Source organism: Flavobacterium agricola (assembly GCF_025919725.1).
Classification (GTDB): Bacteria; Bacteroidota; Bacteroidia; order Flavobacteriales; family Flavobacteriaceae; genus Flavobacterium; species Flavobacterium agricola.
Window position 1 is genome coordinate 2,147,718 of sequence record NZ_CP081495.1, and the last position, 17,765, is coordinate 2,165,482.

The window sequence follows — 17,765 nt, forward strand, 5'->3', positions numbered from 1 at the left end:
CATTTAACATACTAATTTGTACGCATTTATTATAAATTTAGTAATGCAAAAACAAAAGGAATAACAAAATTAAATACTTATATTTGTAAATAAATTAAAATGACAAAGAAACTTAAAAAAGCAACCCGATATAAAAAAGCTTTTATAGAGAAATTTAGAATCATTTTATTAAATGAAGATTCGTTTGAGGAAGTTTTATCCATGCGCTTAAGCTTGCTAAATGTATTTGTCCTTTTATCTTTTTCCTCATTAATATTAATGTCCTTTACAGCCGCATTAATAGTTTTCACCCCCATTCGCGAATATATTCCAGGATATTCATCTGGCGATTTAAGAGCTAAATCGGTTGATTTAGCAACCAAGGCCGATTCGTTAGAACAAGTTATTAATTACAACAACGCTTATATTAATTCTATCAGAAAAGTATTAAGCGGCGATTTAGAATACGCAAAAATCAACATCGATTCAATCATCAAAGCCGAAAGCGAAAACTTACCTGACTTAAAGTTAGAAACAACCGAAGCCGAATTGAATTTAAGAGAAGAATTGAAGGAAAAAACAGAATCGAAATAACCCATTCCATGAAAGCATTTTTAGCCAAGCTTTTTGCCAGCTATATTCATCGTAAAGAAAATAAATGGATAACCAATCCTATTGAAACCCAAAACAACGTTTTCAAATCATTACTAAAACAAGCTCAAAATACGGAGTTTGGTACCGATCATGATTTTAAAAACATACAAACCATTGCAGATTTTCAAGCTAAAGTTCCTGTTCGTGATTACGAAGCTTTACGTCTGTACATAGATAAAATGGTAGCCGGTCAGCCCAACATTTTATGGCCAAACAAACCTTTGTATTTAGCCAAAACATCGGGTACAACATCGGGAGCAAAATACATTCCATTAACTAAAGAATCGATGCCGTATCATATTGATGCAGCACGAAATGCTTTATTGGCTTATATTCATGAAACCGGAAAGTCAGATTTTGTTTCTGGAAAAATGATTTTTTTACAAGGCAGCCCAATTTTAGATGAAAAAAACGGCATAAAATTAGGTCGTTTATCAGGCATTGTTGCGCATTTTGTTCCTGATTATTTGCAAAAAAACCGCATGCCTAGTTGGGATATCAATTGCATTGAAGATTGGGAAACAAAAGTTGATGCGATTGTAAACGAAACTTTACCGTTAAACATGACGTTAATTTCGGGTATTCCGTCTTGGGTACAAATGTATTTTGAAAAGTTAATTGAAAAGGCAAACAAACCTGTTGGGCAAATTTTTAAAAACTTTAATCTTTTTGTTTACGGTGGGGTAAACTACGAACCTTATCGCCAAAAGTTTGAAGGTTTAATTGGTCGCAAGGTTGATGCTATTGAACTTTACCCAGCATCAGAAGGATTTTTTGCCTACCAAAATTCGCAAAAAGATAACGGCATGTTACTATTGTTAAATGCAGGCATATTTTATGAATTTATAAAAGCAGACGAATTTTTTACTGAAAACCCAACTCGTTATACAATTGCAAATGTTGAACTTGGAGTAAATTATGCCATAATTATCAGTACAAATGCCGGTTTATGGGCCTACAATATTGGTGATACGGTTGAATTTACCTCATTACATCCGTTTAAAATTAGGGTTACGGGGCGCATCAAACATTTTATATCTGCCTTTGGCGAACATGTTATTGCTAAAGAAGTTGAAACCGCGCTGCAATTGGTTGTAAACAAACATCGGGCGCAAATAACTGAATTTACGGTTGCACCACAAATTACACCATACGAAGGATTACCATACCACGAATGGCTGATTGAATTTGAAAAAGAACCCGAAAACTTACAGGCTTTTTCTGAAGATTTAGACAATGAAATGCGCAAACAAAACGTTTACTACGATGATTTAATAGCAGGAAACGTATTACGCAAACTTGTTATTCAAAAAATAGAAAAAAACGGATTTCAAGAATATATGAAATCACAAGGAAAATTAGGTGGGCAAAATAAATTGCCAAGGTTAGCTAATGATCGTAAAATTGCTGATTTTTTTGTATCAAAATAAATTAACAATTCACATTAATTACAAGCCAACGCCTTAAATATTTAGTAAACATTTTAATCTTATGCAATAAAGATTATATTTGTAAAAGCACAAGAATTATGAAAGAAATCAAGAATATTTCGCGCTCAAGAGCGCAAGAGTCTTCAGCAGCTATTGAAAGACTGTACATTACTATGCGCCATTTATTTAACCGTGGTTTTTATAAACCCATGGGAGTATCTGGCGAAACCTTACGTGAAGCTTTATTGTCTTTACGTCCAGAAATTTACGGTTCTATTGCCGACGAAAAGGTTGAGCTTAATGGCTTATTATATGTTATTGAACGCTTACCTATTGGAATAGAAGAATGTAGATATATTAACTTAACTTCTGACGAAGGTTATTCGCGTTCGCACTTTAAAGCAATTGTTCCGCCTAAACGTAGAAGAAATTGTTACCGTATTGATGATGAACAAATGAATATTGAAATCACGCGCGGTCGTTCTGATATTTATGACATTTTAACGCATCTTACATTCATTTTCATCGAATCTCATAAAATAATGAATCGTGTTTTATTAGATGAAGGTAAAGTTTCTCGGGATTGGTTAAAATTAGAGCAAGCTGCCTTATTAGATAGAAAATTAACACAAACCGAACGCGAAATTGCAATTTCTCATGCATCTAATATTTTAGGTCGCAGCTTTGCCGAAATTTTAGATATTTATAACGGATTTGCAACTACCGAAGCTCCTGATCGTTTTTTACATATTATTTACTGGTTAGGTAAATTAGCTATTGAAGAAACGCTTGATAACGACAAACGTACCATTACATTTAGTCCTATTTTAAGAGAACGCTTAGGCCATCATATTTATGGCGAAATTTGGGCAAATAATATTAAAGAAACCTTAGCATCAAACGGTTTATTGCATCGTCCAATTCATATTATTAGTGCGAATATGCACAGCGTTATGAATTCGCTTTTCTCAACTTATTTGTTAAAAAATCAGTTTAAAAACCAAAACGAATTCATTATTTTTGAAGAACTAAGTAAGTCCGAAAATAAAGAATTACGAAACATAGTAACCGAATTTGCGTTGCAACACGGTATGATTTCGCTACCCGATCATTCTGGTACAAACATTGACGTTCAGATTTTTGATACTGCAAAAATTGATTGGAAGCAATCATCGTTCCCAACGGCAAAAATTAATGGTGAAGCACCAGTAATTGTTGTTATGGATTATGCCTTTGGCGAACAAGCTTTTGAAACTATTGATGAGTTATTAAAGCCTTATAAGTTAAGTGAAGATGAAGATGCAGATAAAGTTTACTTAAATGTTGAATCGGTTTCTATTATGGGGAAAGCTGGTATTTTAGTTGGTGGCAAAGGTGATATTATGATTCCATCTGCACATATTAACGAAGGTACAGCAGATAATTATCCATTTACTAATGAACTTTCGGCAGAAATGTTTGAAGGCAATGATATTCCTGTTTTTGCTGGACCAATGGTAACCGTTTTAGGAACTTCATTACAAAATAAAGATCTTTTAAAGTTCTTCCATGATTCAACATGGGGCGTAATTGGTTTAGAAATGGAAGGTGCTTATTATCAAAAAGCAATTCAATCGGCTTCAAAAATTAGAAAATCAATTAATCCAAATGTAAAAGTACGCTATGCATATTATGCATCAGATAATCCGCTTGAAACCGGTAGTACATTAGCATCTGGTGGTTTAGGTACAACCGGTGTTAAGCCTACGTATTTAATTACAATAAAAATTTTAGAACAAATATTTAACGTTAAGTAAACTTCATGGAGCAGCAAAATGCTAACGATCAAGAAATTGATTTAGGCCAATTATTTGATAAAATTAAATCTGGGTTTGAATATCTGGGTGATCGCTTATTCGACTTAATTCTTTTCATCAAAAAGAACTTTATAATTCTTATTGCTTTATTAGCTATTGGTTTTGGTGTAGGTTCTTTTATAACCAAAAGCACTCGAGTTTACGAACAAAAAATAATTGTTTCTCCAAATTTTGGAAGCACTGAATATGTTTATGAACAAATTGCTTTAATCAACTCAAAAGTTAAAGCAAATGATTCTATATTTTTTAAAGTAATTGGAATTGAAAATTTTGCTGACATACAAAATATTACTATTACTCCAATTGTTGAAGTTTATCAATTTATTGATCAAAAACCTACCAACTTTGAAATGCTGAAATTATTAGCTCAAGGTGCAAAAGGTGATAAAATTGATGAAGTTTTAAACAACGAAACAACTAGTAAAAATTATACCAATCATTTAATTCATTTTACATCAAAAAAAATAATTTCTAGAAAAGAAGTTGTTGAACCGTTATTAAATTACTTGAATAGCTCTAGATATTACATCGAGCTAATGAATTTAACGCAACTAAATATTGATAAGCAAATTACTGCTAACGATAGTATTTTAACTCAAGTAGATCGTATCATCAAACAATTTGCTAGTCATTCGTCTAACATAAATAAAGATAATCTTGTTTATTATAATGACAACAATCAGGTAAACGAAATTATTAAACAAAAAAGTGCTATTGTTAACAAACTAGCAGAATTACAAATTCAGAAATTTAATTCTGATGTAATTGTTAAAGAAGTAAGTACCGTACCTAACGCTCTTGTTATTAATACTAATTTTCAAAATTTAAAATTTATTTTACCCATAGCGTTTGTTTCGATTTTCATTATCATCAAATTATTTTTGATTTTTTATAGAAATCAAATGCTTAAAAGAAATCAGTTATAATGAAAAACATTTTAGTTACTGGTGGTGCCGGCTTTATTGGCGCAAACTTTGTTGAACATTTTGTTACCAATCATCCTGAATACAAAGTCATAAATCTTGACTTACTTACTTATGCAGGTGATATAAATAATCTGAAAGAAGTTGAAAAAGCACCAAATTATGAATTTATTCACGGTGACATATGTGACAAACATTTTATAGATAATCTTTTTAAAACCTATCAATTTTCTGACGTAATTCATTTTGCTGCAGAAAGTCATGTAGATAACTCAATTACAGGCCCAGAAGCTTTTGTTAAAACAAACGTTTTAGGAACTTTTAATTTATTAGATGCTGCTCGTAATTTGTGGATGGAAAAACCCAACCAATATAAAGAAGCGTTTAAAAATTCTCGTTTCCATCATATTTCTACTGATGAGGTTTACGGAACTTTAGGTGAAACAGGTTTGTTTTTAGAAACAACCCCATACGCACCAAACAGCCCTTATTCAGCATCAAAAGCAGCATCAGACATGTTAGTTCGTAGTTATTTTCATACATATGGTATGAACGTTGTAACCACAAATTGCTCCAACAACTACGGACCAAAACAACATGACGAAAAATTAATTCCTACCATTATTCGCAAATGCCTTGCTGGCGAAAACATTCCAATTTATGGAGATGGCAAAAATGTTAGAGATTGGTTGTACGTGCTAGATCATTGCAAAGGCATAGAACTTGTTTTCTATAAAGGTAAAGCTGGAGAAACCTATAATATTGGAGGTAGAAACGAACGTAATAACTTACAAATTGTACATACAATTTGCGAATTATTAAATGAAATAGAACCGAAAAAAAACGGTACCTATCAAGAGCAAATAACTTTTGTTACCGACCGTCCGGGGCACGATTTACGTTATGCAATTGATGCAACAAAGCTGGAAACCGAATTAGGGTGGAAAGCTGATGAAAACTTTGAAACCGGAATTAAAAAAACCATTGCTTGGTACCTAAAAAAGTATAAAAACTAATGAAAGGAATTATTTTAGCCGGTGGCTCAGGAACCCGATTGCATCCCTTAACATTAGCCGTTAGTAAGCAGTTAATGCCAATTTATAACAAACCCATGATTTACTACCCGCTTTCAACTTTAATGTGGGCAGGGATCAACGAAATATTAATCATTTCAACACCGCACGATTTACCGCTGTTTCAAAAACTTTTAGGAAATGGAACAAGTTTAGGTTGTAAATTTGAATATGCAGTACAAGCAAAACCAAATGGGTTAGCCGAAGCTTTTATTATTGGAAAAGATTTTATTGGATCTGATAAAGTAGCACTTATTTTAGGAGATAATATTTTTTACGGAACCGGATTAGCCGATTTATTAAAAGCGAACAACAACCCGAATGGCGGAATTATTTATGCCTATCACGTGCATGATCCAGAACGTTACGGTGTAGTTGAATTTGATGCCAACGGTAAAGCCATTTCTATTGAAGAAAAACCGAAGCAACCTAAATCAAATTATGCCGTTCCAGGAATTTATTTTTACGACAATGAAGTAGTAAAAATCGCTTCAGAAATTCAACCTTCGCAACGAGGTGAATTAGAAATTACCGACGTAAACCGTGTGTATTTGGAGAATGGAAAATTACAAGTTTCAATTCTAGACCGTGGTACAGCTTGGCTAGATACCGGAACTTTTCAATCTCTTAATCAAGCCAGCCAATTTGTTCAGGTTGTAGAAGAACGTCAAGGATTATTAATTGGTGCTATTGAAGAAGCTGCCTACAAAATGGGCTTCATCAACAAAGAACAATATATAAAGTTAGCCGAACCTTTAGTTAAAGGCGGATACGGCCAACAACTTTTAAATGTATTAAATTAAATGAACTTTACAGAAACTCATCTTAAAGGATGTTATATCATAGAACCTCGTGTATTTAAAGATGTACGAGGCTATTTTTTTGAAAGTTATAATGAAAAGGTTTTTAACGAAGGGGTTAATGTCAAAGTAAACTTTGTGCAAGACAATCAATCGTTTTCAAGCAAAGGTGTTTTACGCGGTTTACATTACCAAACAGGTGCACATGCACAAGCAAAACTTGTACGAGTTTTATCAGGATCTGTTTTAGACGTTGCCGTAGATATAAGACCAGAATCTGAAACATACGGTCAATATGTAGCTGTAGAATTGACTGCTGAGAATCAGAAGCAATTATTTATTCCGCGTGGTTTTGCTCACGGCTTTGTAGTACTATCTGAAACAGCATCATTTTTTTATAAATGTGATAATTTTTACAACAAAGAATCCGAAGGCGGAATTATTTACAATTGCCCAGAAATTGGAGTTGATTGGCAATTACCAGTAACCGATTTTCTAGTTTCTGAAAAAGATGCCATTTTACCCAATCTATCAAAAGCAAAAAAAATATGGTAGTTTTAGTTACCGGTGCTAACGGACAATTGGGGCAATCTATTCAAAAAATAGCATCAACTTATACAAACATTCAATTTGTGTTTTGTAATTCACAACAGCTTGATATTACAGACCTAGCCAATTGCCAAACTATTTTTAAACAATATAAACCGGATTATTGCATTAATACCGCTGCATACACAGCAGTTGATAAAGCTGAGACAGAAACCGCGCAAGCATTTGAGGTAAATGTTACTGGCTCGGCCAATTTAGCTAACGTTAGTAAAGAATTTAATACGGTATTACTACATGTTTCTACCGATTTTGTTTTTGACGGAACAAAAACTAAACCGTATAAAGAAACAGATAAACCTAACCCAACCAGCGTTTATGGTCAAACCAAGTTAGAAGGGGAGCAAGCCATAAAAAATACTTGGGAGAAAAGTTATATTGTTAGAACCTCATGGGTTTTTTCGGAGTTTGGAAACAACTTTTTAAAAACTATGATCCGATTAGGTTCAGATCGTGATGAAATAAACGTTGTAAACGATCAAACCGGTATTCCAACCTACGCACCAGATTTAGCTTATGCCTTATTGCGCATTTGCGAAGAAGATGCAAAAGCCGCAACCAATTTGTACGGTATTTACAACTTTAGTAATTCCGAATCATGTACTTGGTTTGAGTTTGCTCAGGCTATTTTCAATACCAATCAAATACAATGTAAAGTAAATCCGATTCCTACATCAGCTTATCCAACAGCTGCAAAAAGGCCATCGTACAGCGTTTTAGATACAACTAAAATTCAAGAAACTTTTTCGCTTCAAATTCCATCTTGGAAAAATCATATCAAACTAATATAAAAATCTGCACTAATCCCGCAGATTTTTTTTATATCTATACAAGCAATTAAAAAACAGCACTTTCGTTTGCATTATAAACCATTTTATATGAATAACAAGAAAGAAATTGTGCTGGATATGATAGAACAGCATATTCCGTACTTACTACAAAGAGCGCGTTATTTATTACCCAATATTGAAGATGCTGAAGATGTGGTTCAGGATGTTTTTTTAGCTGCTTACGAAGGCATTGATAAGTACAAAGGCGATGGGCAGGTTAAAACTTGGCTTTCTAGCATCTTAAATTATAAAGTTGCCGATTATTACAGAAAAAAATACAAACAACCCGGAAAAATAAGCTTGAATTCGTATTTTGACGAAGATGGACAATGGAAAACCAATGAATTTTTAAAAACATGGGATGAAATAGATACGGGGTATTTTAACGATCCGGCTTTTAAAAATGCGTTTGAACATTGTATTGAAAATTTGCCCGAAAAATGGAGCGTTCCGGTTAAGTTGTATTATTTAGAAGAAAAGAAATCGGACTTTGTTAGTCAGGAATTAGGAATAAACACGACTAATTTATGGAAGATTTTGCAGCGCGCGCGCTTGCAACTTAAAGATTGTTTAGATTCTAAATGGTTTAATCACTAATTCAGAAATTATGATACAAAATATATTGCATAAGCTATTTCTATCATGCAACCAAGCAACTTTACGAATGGAGCGAGATACAGCAAATCAATTATCAACTTTACAGAAAATAAGGTTGAAATCGCATCTTGCTTTATGTAAAAATTGCAAAACATATCACAAAAAGGTTTTAATCATGGATGCGCAGCTTCAAAAAGTAAACTTATCTCAAAACCAAAGCACTCAAACGGAACTTGAAGCTTTAAAACAGAAAGTTAAAAAATCTATTCTTGAAAAAAATTAAAAAAAATTGTCAGGATGTTTTTTTAGGAGCGACAATAGTAAAAAATTAATCGAATACAAATTTAAAACTTTTGTTATGAAAGCATTATCAGATAAAAACAACCTTACTTTTGGATTTTACATCTCATTATTTGGCACCGTACTTATTTTACTTTGGGTAGGTTTATTTAAATTTACGAATATAGAAGCAAATGCCATTCAAAATTTAGTAGAAAACCATCCGTTAACCTTTTGGATGTACGATGTTTTTAGCGTTCAAACCGTTTCGAACTTAGTAGGAATTTTTGAAATTGTTGTAGCTTTACTACTTATATGGGGGTTAAAAGATATTCGCGTAGCACGAATAGCAGCCATTGGTTTACTTATTATTTTTGGCACAACCTTAAGCTATTTATTTACAACACCAGGCATAAACAGAACGGTAAGCGGAGAACCCTTTATTACAAACTTTTTTATTACTGATTTCTTTATATTAAAAGATATTATGTATTTAGGATTTGCAGTAACTTTACTACAACTCGCAAATAAAAAATAATTATGAAAAAAATATTAGTTTTAGCCTTTGCGGTAGTTGGTGGCATATTATTGGCCAACTTTCAATTTCGTAGTAACGATAACTATGAATTAATCGCAAATACAAATACAGTTAGCGAACAAGCTATTGATTACAATTCAACCATTGATTCAGCTATTAATAAAAACGATCAGGTAATTTACTTTGCCGGAGGTTGCTTTTGGGGAACAGAACATTTCTTTAAACAAATTAGAGGGGTAAAACAAACCACCGTTGGTTACGGCAACAGTGCTATTAAAAACCCAACTTACAACCAAGTTGTAACCGGAAAAACAGGTGCTGCCGAAACGGTTAAATTAGTTTATAACCCGAACGAAGTAAGTTTAGGTTTATTAATTGATGAATATTTTAAAACCATCGATCCAACAAGTTTAAATAAACAAGGTAACGATATTGGAACGCAATACAGAACTGGAATTTATTATGCAGATGCAAGTCAGAAAGCAATTATAGAACAAAAAATAGCGGAGTTAGCTAAAAAATATAGACAAAAAATAGCGATTGAAGTGCAGCCTATTTCTAATTTTTATGATGCAGAAACCTACCATCAAGATTATTTAGATAAGAATCCGAACGGATACTGCCACATTCCGAAAAAGCTTTTTGAAGAAGCGAAAAAGGCTAATCCGGTACAAAACAAAACGAGCTATGTAAAACCAGATCAAGCGACCTTAAAAAAACAATTAACGCCGTTGCAATACAACGTGACGCAAAATGGCGCTACCGAACGTGCTTATGCTAACGAATACGATCAGGAATTTAGAGAAGGTATTTATGTAGATATTACAACTGGAGAACCGCTTTTTATTTCGGCAGATAAATTCGATGCCGGCTGCGGATGGCCAAGTTTTTCTAAACCAATTAATAAAAATTTAATTAAGGAATTGGATGATAATTCATACGGAATGCGTCGTACAGAAGTAAAAAGCAAAACTGGTAATGCACATTTAGGTCATGTTTTTAACGACGGACCAAAAGATAAAGGCGGATTACGCTATTGTATTAATAGCGCTTCTTTAAACTTTATTCCTAAAGCTGAAATGAAAGCAAAAGGTTATGGCACTTATTTAAGCTTGTTAGATAAAAAATAGGATAAAAGGCAGTATTTAAACTGCCTTTTTCTATTGAGTAACAATCAGAAAACAAAATATTAATCGTTTCAGTTAATATTATGTTTTTAAAGTGTTATTTTTGAAAAAAAACTAATGCCTACAAATACTTTTGCTCCGCTATTTAGCATAATTATACCTGTATATAACGTTGAAAAATATCTTGAAAAATGTCTTCAAAGTATCTTAAATCAAACGTTTGAAGATTACGAGTTGATTATAGTTAATGACGGATCTATCGACTCTAGTGGAAGTATTTGCCAGCTTTTTTTAACAAAATTCAAAAATTCTAAATATTTTTATCAAGAAAATGCAGGTGCAGCGATTGCTAGAAATAATGGTCTAAAAAAAGCTATTGGAGAGTATATAATTTTTATTGATTCTGATGATTATTTATTTGATAATAATGCATTAAAAGATATAGCCAACCTAATTAAAGAAAAAAACTATCCTGATGTAATATTACATAAAGAAACACGAATTTCTCCAAACGGTAGAATTTTCCCCCCTCACTTTGACAATAAGATCTATAATCATTCTTTTAAAAAAGAAGCTAAAGTCTTAATTAACAATGGTTTTTTTAAAGCCTCTCCTTGTGATAAAATAGTTAGACGAGAACTTTTAATAAATAATAATATATTTTTTCCTCCAGGCTTAAAAGCTGAAGATATGGAATGGACTGCAAACCTTATGTTATCTTTAAATACCTTTTGTTGTTTTCCTAACTCATTTTATATGTATAGACATTTTAGAGAAGGTTCTCAGTCTAATACAATAAATAAAACTGTCATAACAGATGTTTATTTGATGTTATCAAGAAGTTGCTCTAAACAATTAAGTAAAGAAGACATTGAACTTATTAATCATTTTTGGGCTGATCATTATTGTTTATTACTAATTCATTTTAACTTATTAAAGAATTCTCTTGAAAAGGAGAAAATTAATGACATAAAAAACTTATCATATCTTTTAGCAACTAATTCAACCAAAAATGTAAGTAAACTTAATAAAGCATATAGCTTATTAGGCTTTAACTTAACTGTCATATTTCTAAAATTATATATGATAGTTAATAATTTTCTTAAAAAGAGAAAAAATTATAATTAAATATTTATGAAATTAAAAATTATTATAACTTTTCTATTTACAATTGGATTGTTTTTAATACCATTTAATAAAGTAGAGGTGTTGCCTTTTTTGGGAGAGTTTAGAAATGAATCTTCAATCGTATTTTTTCTTTTAGCCTTTTTTGTATTAATTATATACTACTGGTTATCAGGTAAAATACATCTTCCGTTTAAAAATAATTTATTTCAATTAGTTCTAATGTTTATTATTTGGTGCCTACTAAGCACTGTATTTAACTTTTTTGATATTCGTTTTTATTATTTTAAACAAACTGATGGAATCACAAGGTTTATAAAACAATATATTTCTCTTATAATATCAGGTCTAGTATGCTTTAATTTATATTGGTTTGTTCTAAAGGATAAAAGAAATGATGAGATTTTAAAATACATTAGAAAGATATTTTTGTATTCTTTAATCTTTGCTTCTATTTACGGCTCTTTAGAAATTTTTGTTTCATATTTTAAAATTAATTTTTTTACTCCTCTATTTAATTTACTTTCTCATCTTCCTTTTCTTAACAATAACATTTACAATACAGGAAGAATTTCAAGCGTATCTCAAGAGCCTCCTTTTTTAGCGATTTATTTAATTACAATTGCTAGCTGGATGTTTAGCTATATAATTACAAGCAAGAGTAAATTTCGTTTCCTCCCAACAATAGCTATTATTGTCTTAACGTTTTTTTCGGGGTCTAGAACTGCTCTAGCAATTGTATCTATCCAGTTTATTATTTTTATATATTTTTTATATTCTATTTTTGGTTACAAAAAATTAATATTTAATTCTTTTAAAATTGCTTTCTTTTGCTTGGCTATTGGGTTTGTAATTTTTGGTTCCAAATTTTATGACGCAATTAATGAAAAAGTAAAATCATTAAACTTTGTTGAAAATATGACTTCAAGTATATCCAACAAGAGTAGGTTTGGAATGCAATATACTTCTTTATTAGTTTTTTCTGAAAATCCAATTCTTGGCGTTGGTTTGGGTCAGCAAGCATTTGTAGCTAAAGATAAATACCCTGATTGGGCAACAGAAGATAATTATGAGTTTGAGCATTATTACCTAAATGAAAACAATACTTCTTTTCCTCCTAGTTTTAACCTTTATACAAGAATTTTAGCAGAACTAGGCATAATTGGATTTATAATATTTGTTTACTTAGAATTTTTAATCATAAAAAACACCTTAACCTTACTAAAAAAAGATAATACATTTTTAGGAAAAGTTCTGGCAATTAATCTTCTTATTTCATTCATAGGGTTATTCATAAATTGGTTACAGTTTGACTCTTTTAGGATTTATGGTGTGTGGATTTTTATTGCAATACTTATAATTTATCAAAAAAACTATGAACAAAACAGTCGTATTAATTCCTCATTATAATAATAATTTTGGCCTAAAAAAAGCAATAGAAGCAATAGGTAAAAATGAAAAGGTTGATGTTTTAGTTGTAGATGATGGAAGTTTTAAAAATAAAATTAATGAAGTTGAACTAAAAAAAGCAATAAACTTTAGCGGAAGTATTAGTTTTTTATATTTAGAGCAAAATTCCGGTATAGAGATAGCCTTAAATGAAGGGTTAAAGTCTATTTATGATCAAAATAAATACAAGTACATTGCTAGGCTTGATTGTGATGACATTTGTATTGACACCCGATTTAAAATTCAAGAAGAATATCTAGATAAAAATAAAGACACCTATTTAGTAGGCTCTAATGCTACTGCAATTAACGAAGTAGGAGAATGTTTATTTAACACTAAATTTCCTGAAAAATATAAGGATATAAAAAATAAAATGCATGTTAATTCAATGCATCTTCATCCTTGCGTAATGTTTAGAATTGAAATATTAGAAACTATAGGATATTATCCAATAAATTATCAAGCCGCAGAAGACTATGCTTATTTTTTTGATATTGTAAAAAAATATAAAACTTATAATATTAAGGAATCTCTTGTTTATTTTCAAGTTGATAATACAGGAATTTCCGCTAAAAAAAGAACTATTCAAATTAAAAGTAGAATACGAATAATGTTAAAGCATTTTTATTGGGGATTTTGGCCAATATATGGTTTAGTACGTAGCTGTGGTTTATTAATAATTCCTAATAAATTAATCAAAAATGTTAAAAAAATTATTTACTCAAAATAATATAAAACGCACACAAAATGCGGTAACTTGTTTAGCCATAATTAGTTTACCACTATCAATGGCTTTACCTAATATTTTTTTAATTATATCCGTTTTACTACTTATTATAAATAATGAGAAATTAAAATATAAAGAAATAATACCAATAACTGTTTTTGTATTAGCTACAGCATTTATTGAGCTAATAAATAAAACATTTATTTCTGATATAAAGATCTTATCACGGCTACTTTTAATTATTCTTTTCACCATTGTTTTACTAAATAGTAAAGTACTATATGTTAAAAAAGCAATTATTGTGAGCGCAAATCTTGCAATAGTAATTTCTCTTATTAAAATAGCTAGTTTATATATTACACTTCCAAATGTAGATCTTTCAAACGGAGAATTAATTTTTAATGTAATTTATTTAGACAGACCTTTTTTGGGCTTTTTTATTTTTATCTCCAGTATGATTACTATTAATTTGCTACAAAACAAAGAGATTAATAAAAAGCTAGCATTTGTAATCATAGCAGTCAACATTTTATTTGTTTTTTTTATTGCTGCAAGGTTAACTATTTTAACATATCTTATTTCTGGAATTGTCTATTACTACTTCTTTACATCATACAAAACATATGTAAAACTATTAATCACTTCTTTAATTTGTATATCTTTTGTAACCTTAGCTGTTACAAATGACAATATTAGAAATAGATTTAAATTAGAAAATGGAATTGACTCGTTTGTTGACTATGAACCTAGATTTATAATTTGGCCTTGTTCTGTTAAAGTAATCGATGATGGAAATATTTTTATTGGAGGTAAAAGTAATGAAAACCTAACTTCAGAGCTGATAAACTGTTATTCTAGTAAAATTACTAATCAATCAAAAAAAGATTGGTTTATAGATAGCAAATTTAACTCTCACAATCAGTTTTTATATATTATAATGACAACAGGAATATTAGGCCTTTTATTTTTCTTGTATTTTCTAATTTCTCTTTGGAAAAATACAAATGGCTCTTTTTATAAAATATCTCTATTTATAGGTTTTGTCTTGTTTTTAATATTAGATTGCGTTTTAAACAGGCAAGTAGGTAGTTATTTTGCAGCACTAATAATAACCTTAATATACTTTGTTGATAAATCTAAAAAACCTTTAAAGCTATAGCTTTAAGGTTTTTTAGATTTATCCATTTTTATAAATATTGCTTAACTGATTAAAATTAATTTGAGAATTAAAAAGCAAACTACAACGTTTATAACCATTTTGTCCATAAAAAAGACGTGTTTCTTTAGCCTTAAGCTTTTCAAAAATCTCATCTAATTCGTTTAAATCAGTAAAAACAAACCCAGTTTCTTGGTTACTTACTAAATCCTTATTCCCAATAATATTTGTGGCTACAACTGGTTTACTTAATGCCATGGCTTCAATTATTGAGATAGGTAATCCTTCCCAAGAAGATGTTTGAATATAAATATCTAATTTATTTAATTTATTCATTATTATATCCCGATTTGTCAACCAACCTGTAACCGTAATATTTGGTGCTGTAAGCTGGTCTTTTAAATCACCTTCTCCAATCCACAAAAAGTCAAAATCAGGAAACCTGATAGCTATTTCGTTAAATAATTTAGGGTTTTTCTGTAAACTTATTCTTCCTAAAGTTCCAACTAGCAATCTATTATTCGTAACTTCATTTTTATACTTAACTACATGATCTGGAATAATCCCATTTCTTACCAAAACACTTTTTCCAATTTTAGAAGCTATTTCATATTCGGTATCACCACATGCTACTGTTGTTCCTCCTAAAATATTTTGAGAATATTTTTCAATAAAATAAAACATTTTTTTCTTAGTCGGTGAAAATTCATGATTTAAAAAAGAATAACCATGTGGACTGTAAAAGGTTTTAGTATTAGATACAATCCCTAAACTTGCAAACCTACCTAAAATACCTGCCTTAGAAGAATGCATGTGAACAACATCAGGCTTAATTTTATTTAATATTTTTCTGATTTTTAAAATTGATTTAAAATCTTGTAATGGGCTCACACTGCGCTCCATATCAATATTAATATATTCAACATTGTTGCTGTTTACAAAATGCATTTTATCCTTATCAAATTCTTTTCTTTTAGTACTATAAATAATAATGTTTTTAACATCTTCTGATTTCGAAAAAAATTCAGTTAAGTCCTTTAAATAAGTATAAACTCCACCACCAAATGCTTCAACAATATGAACAACAACCATAATAATAAATTTGTACGAAAATAATTAAAAAAGAATCAAATCTACCCCAAAGCAACATCTAAAAGCATCATAACCACAAAACCGCCAATAACACCTAAAGTTGCAATATCGTTATTCCCGTTACGTTGCGTTTCGGGAATAACTTCTTCAACAACTACAAAAATCATGGCGCCAGCAGCAAATGCCAAGGCATAAGGTAAAATAGGAGTAAAAAAAGCTACTGATAAAGCACCAACAACACCGGCAATAGGTTCTACCAAGGCAGAAGCTTGTCCGTACATAAAACTTTTACCACGGCTCATTCCCATACGGCGTAAAGGCATGGCAACAGCAATACCTTCTGGTAAGTTCTGAATCCCGATTCCAATGGCTAAGGTTAAAGCACCTGCAACGCTTGCTTCTGGAATTCCAACAGCAACGCCACCAAACAAAACACCAACAGCTAATCCTTCAGGAATATTATGTAAAGTAATTGCAAAAACCAATAATGTTGTTTTTTGCCAACCCGATTTTAATCCTTCAACCTCATCATCTGCGTGGTTTAAATGCAAATGCGGCAATAACTTATCTAACGCAAATAAAAACAAAGCTCCGCCAATAAAACCAATAGCAGCTGGCATAACTTTTCTAAATCCTTCACCACCTGTCATAGCAATAGCAGGAGCAAGCAAGCTCCAAAAACTTGCTGCAATCATAACACCACCTGTAAAGCCCAACATGCCATCTAAAACAACTTGGTTAACCTTTTTAAATAACAAAACAAACGATGCGCCTACAGCGGTTAAAAACCAACAAAATAAGGTGGCAAGCAAGGCAGCCCAAACGGGTGGTATGCTAGAAAAGAAATCAATAATTTGATTCATTATTTTACGTATAAATTACTCGCTATTTTATGCGATAACATTATTTTTTGAGTATTAAGTAATAAGGTTAACGAAGCATCAAAATCTTCTTTCTCTAAAATTTCAATTTCAGAACCTATTCCTATTTTATTTTTATCTAAAAACTGTAAAAATTCTGACGACGAATCTTTAACTCCTACACAAATTAATTTCTGACCTAAAACGGCATCGCTTAAAAGTATTTTACTGCTTTTGGCAATATTTCCGTTTCTGTCCGGAATCGGATCTCCGTGCGGATCATGGCTTGGAAAACCAAGAAACTCATCCAATTTGGTGATTAGTTTTTCTGACTTAATATGTTCTAATTCTTCAGCAACTTCATGCACTTCATCCCAAGAAAAATTTAGCTTTTCAACCAAAAAAACTTCCCACAATCTGTGGTTACGAATAATCATTTTGGCCGATTTTTGCCCTAATTCGGTCATTTTAACGCCTTGGTAACGTTGGTAATCAACCAAATCCTTTTCGGCTAATTTTTTTATCATATCCGTAACCGACGAAGCTTTGGTTTCCATCATTTCAGCAATTGCGTTGGTACTAACGCCCAACGGTAAAACTTGCGACAAATGGTAAATAACCTTTAAATAATTTTCTTCAGAGTGCGTCATTATAAATTAAGTTT

General features: G+C 31.0%; 19 protein-coding genes. 16 read left to right on the forward strand and 3 right to left on the reverse strand.

The window, feature by feature from the left end; genetic code table 11:
- Positions 1 to 99 precede the first annotated feature (99 nt).
- From K5I29_RS10670 to K5I29_RS10745, 16 genes are all read left to right on the forward strand, one after another.
- Entirely contained in the window at positions 100 to 573 is a 474-nt protein-coding gene (locus K5I29_RS10670; protein ID WP_264433210.1) for a peptidase, read from the forward strand.
- A gap of 8 nt (positions 574 to 581) precedes the next feature.
- Complete coding sequence (locus tag K5I29_RS10675) at positions 582 to 2,063, forward strand: GH3 auxin-responsive promoter family protein (RefSeq protein WP_264433213.1); 1,482 nt, start codon at positions 582 to 584, stop codon at positions 2,061 to 2,063.
- Positions 2,064 to 2,161: 98 nt separating this feature from the next.
- Complete coding sequence (locus tag K5I29_RS10680; RefSeq protein ID WP_264433214.1) at positions 2,162 to 3,859, forward strand: DUF6909 family protein; 1,698 nt, start codon at positions 2,162 to 2,164, stop codon at positions 3,857 to 3,859.
- A 5-nt stretch (positions 3,860 to 3,864) separates the two neighbouring features.
- The gene (locus K5I29_RS10685; protein WP_264433216.1) at positions 3,865 to 4,845 is read left to right on the forward strand and encodes a hypothetical protein; all 981 of its coding nucleotides are present in this window, start codon (positions 3,865 to 3,867) and stop codon (positions 4,843 to 4,845) included.
- Positions 4,845 to 5,858 carry a dTDP-glucose 4,6-dehydratase gene (rfbB, locus tag K5I29_RS10690; protein WP_264433218.1) on the forward strand — a complete coding sequence of 338 codons (1,014 nt, stop codon included), beginning with the start codon at positions 4,845 to 4,847 and terminating at the stop codon, positions 5,856 to 5,858. The genes K5I29_RS10685 and rfbB overlap by 1 nt, the downstream gene beginning before the upstream one ends.
- Positions 5,858 to 6,718, forward strand: coding sequence for a glucose-1-phosphate thymidylyltransferase RfbA (gene rfbA / locus K5I29_RS10695; protein WP_264433222.1), 861 nt, complete (start codon positions 5,858 to 5,860; stop codon positions 6,716 to 6,718). Before rfbB ends, rfbA begins: the two co-directional genes overlap by 1 nt.
- Positions 6,719 to 7,270 (forward strand): dTDP-4-dehydrorhamnose 3,5-epimerase, encoded by a 552-nt coding sequence (rfbC, locus tag K5I29_RS10700; RefSeq protein ID WP_264433225.1) that lies wholly within the window; start codon positions 6,719 to 6,721, stop codon positions 7,268 to 7,270.
- The gene (rfbD, locus tag K5I29_RS10705; protein ID WP_264433228.1) at positions 7,264 to 8,112 is read left to right on the forward strand and encodes a dTDP-4-dehydrorhamnose reductase; all 849 of its coding nucleotides are present in this window, start codon (positions 7,264 to 7,266) and stop codon (positions 8,110 to 8,112) included. The genes rfbC and rfbD overlap by 7 nt, the downstream gene beginning before the upstream one ends.
- Positions 8,113 to 8,199: 87 nt before the next feature.
- Positions 8,200 to 8,748 carry a sigma-70 family RNA polymerase sigma factor gene (locus tag K5I29_RS10710; protein ID WP_264433229.1) on the forward strand — a complete coding sequence of 183 codons (549 nt, stop codon included), beginning with the start codon at positions 8,200 to 8,202 and terminating at the stop codon, positions 8,746 to 8,748.
- Positions 8,749 to 8,758: 10 nt separating this feature from the next.
- Positions 8,759 to 9,031, forward strand: coding sequence for a hypothetical protein (locus K5I29_RS10715; protein ID WP_264433232.1), 273 nt, complete (start codon positions 8,759 to 8,761; stop codon positions 9,029 to 9,031).
- A gap of 75 nt (positions 9,032 to 9,106) precedes the next feature.
- Positions 9,107 to 9,565, forward strand: a complete 459-nt coding sequence (locus K5I29_RS10720) for a YkgB family protein (protein WP_264433235.1) — start codon at positions 9,107 to 9,109, stop codon at positions 9,563 to 9,565.
- 2 nt (positions 9,566 to 9,567) lie between these two features.
- The gene (gene msrB, locus K5I29_RS10725; protein ID WP_264433237.1) at positions 9,568 to 10,695 is read left to right on the forward strand and encodes a peptide-methionine (R)-S-oxide reductase MsrB; all 1,128 of its coding nucleotides are present in this window, start codon (positions 9,568 to 9,570) and stop codon (positions 10,693 to 10,695) included.
- Positions 10,696 to 10,809: 114 nt separating this feature from the next.
- Positions 10,810 to 11,820, forward strand: coding sequence for a glycosyltransferase family 2 protein (locus tag K5I29_RS10730; RefSeq protein WP_264433240.1), 1,011 nt, complete (start codon positions 10,810 to 10,812; stop codon positions 11,818 to 11,820).
- 6 nt (positions 11,821 to 11,826) lie between these two features.
- Positions 11,827 to 13,227: an O-antigen ligase family protein gene (locus K5I29_RS10735; RefSeq protein ID WP_264433243.1), complete on the forward strand. Its 1,401-nt coding sequence runs from the start codon at positions 11,827 to 11,829 to the stop codon at positions 13,225 to 13,227.
- A complete protein-coding gene (locus K5I29_RS10740; protein WP_264433245.1) occupies positions 13,193 to 13,996 on the forward strand; it encodes a glycosyltransferase in 804 nt (267 codons plus the stop codon). Before K5I29_RS10735 ends, K5I29_RS10740 begins: the two co-directional genes overlap by 35 nt.
- Positions 13,968 to 15,152, forward strand: coding sequence for an O-antigen ligase family protein (locus K5I29_RS10745; RefSeq protein ID WP_264433248.1), 1,185 nt, complete (start codon positions 13,968 to 13,970; stop codon positions 15,150 to 15,152). The genes K5I29_RS10740 and K5I29_RS10745 overlap by 29 nt, the downstream gene beginning before the upstream one ends.
- 18 nt (positions 15,153 to 15,170) lie before the next feature.
- Here the strand turns inward: K5I29_RS10745 and K5I29_RS10750 are convergent, their stop codons facing one another.
- The 3 genes from K5I29_RS10750 to K5I29_RS10760 are packed head-to-tail and all read right to left on the reverse strand — an operon-like array spanning position 15,171 to position 17,751.
- On the reverse strand, positions 15,171 to 16,241 hold the full coding sequence (locus K5I29_RS10750; RefSeq protein WP_264433250.1) for a glycosyltransferase: 1,071 nt from the start codon (positions 16,239 to 16,241) through the stop codon (positions 15,171 to 15,173).
- A 41-nt stretch (positions 16,242 to 16,282) separates the two neighbouring features.
- The gene (locus K5I29_RS10755; RefSeq protein ID WP_394358569.1) at positions 16,283 to 17,104 is read right to left on the reverse strand and encodes a ZIP family metal transporter; all 822 of its coding nucleotides are present in this window, start codon (positions 17,102 to 17,104) and stop codon (positions 16,283 to 16,285) included.
- The gene (locus tag K5I29_RS10760; protein WP_264433252.1) at positions 17,104 to 17,751 is read right to left on the reverse strand and encodes a metal-dependent transcriptional regulator; all 648 of its coding nucleotides are present in this window, start codon (positions 17,749 to 17,751) and stop codon (positions 17,104 to 17,106) included. Before K5I29_RS10760 ends, K5I29_RS10755 begins: the two co-directional genes overlap by 1 nt.
- Positions 17,752 to 17,765: the final 14 nt, after the last annotated feature.

Excerpts from the sequence above, each read along its gene's own strand:
- K5I29_RS10670 (WP_264433210.1), top strand. The coding sequence starts at position 100 with ATGACAAAGAAACTTAAAAAAGCAACCCGATATAAAAAAGCTTTTATA.
- K5I29_RS10675 (WP_264433213.1), top strand. The coding sequence starts at position 582 with ATGAAAGCATTTTTAGCCAAGCTTTTTGCCAGCTATATTCATCGTAAA.
- K5I29_RS10680 (WP_264433214.1), top strand. The coding sequence starts at position 2,162 with ATGAAAGAAATCAAGAATATTTCGCGCTCAAGAGCGCAAGAGTCTTCA.
- K5I29_RS10685 (WP_264433216.1), top strand. The coding sequence starts at position 3,865 with ATGGAGCAGCAAAATGCTAACGATCAAGAAATTGATTTAGGCCAATTA.
- rfbB (WP_264433218.1), top strand. The coding sequence starts at position 4,845 with ATGAAAAACATTTTAGTTACTGGTGGTGCCGGCTTTATTGGCGCAAAC.
- rfbA (WP_264433222.1), top strand. The coding sequence starts at position 5,858 with ATGAAAGGAATTATTTTAGCCGGTGGCTCAGGAACCCGATTGCATCCC.
- rfbC (WP_264433225.1), top strand. The coding sequence starts at position 6,719 with ATGAACTTTACAGAAACTCATCTTAAAGGATGTTATATCATAGAACCT.
- rfbD (WP_264433228.1), top strand. The coding sequence starts at position 7,264 with ATGGTAGTTTTAGTTACCGGTGCTAACGGACAATTGGGGCAATCTATT.
- K5I29_RS10710 (WP_264433229.1), top strand. The coding sequence starts at position 8,200 with ATGAATAACAAGAAAGAAATTGTGCTGGATATGATAGAACAGCATATT.
- K5I29_RS10715 (WP_264433232.1), top strand. The coding sequence starts at position 8,759 with ATGATACAAAATATATTGCATAAGCTATTTCTATCATGCAACCAAGCA.
- K5I29_RS10720 (WP_264433235.1), top strand. The coding sequence starts at position 9,107 with ATGAAAGCATTATCAGATAAAAACAACCTTACTTTTGGATTTTACATC.
- msrB (WP_264433237.1), top strand. The coding sequence starts at position 9,568 with ATGAAAAAAATATTAGTTTTAGCCTTTGCGGTAGTTGGTGGCATATTA.
- K5I29_RS10730 (WP_264433240.1), top strand. The coding sequence starts at position 10,810 with ATGCCTACAAATACTTTTGCTCCGCTATTTAGCATAATTATACCTGTA.
- K5I29_RS10735 (WP_264433243.1), top strand. The coding sequence starts at position 11,827 with ATGAAATTAAAAATTATTATAACTTTTCTATTTACAATTGGATTGTTT.
- K5I29_RS10740 (WP_264433245.1), top strand. The coding sequence starts at position 13,193 with ATGAACAAAACAGTCGTATTAATTCCTCATTATAATAATAATTTTGGC.
- K5I29_RS10745 (WP_264433248.1), top strand. The coding sequence starts at position 13,968 with ATGTTAAAAAAATTATTTACTCAAAATAATATAAAACGCACACAAAAT.
- K5I29_RS10750 (WP_264433250.1), bottom strand. The coding sequence starts at position 16,241 with ATGGTTGTTGTTCATATTGTTGAAGCATTTGGTGGTGGAGTTTATACT.
- K5I29_RS10755 (WP_394358569.1), bottom strand. The coding sequence starts at position 17,104 with ATGAATCAAATTATTGATTTCTTTTCTAGCATACCACCCGTTTGGGCT.
- K5I29_RS10760 (WP_264433252.1), bottom strand. The coding sequence starts at position 17,751 with ATGACGCACTCTGAAGAAAATTATTTAAAGGTTATTTACCATTTGTCG.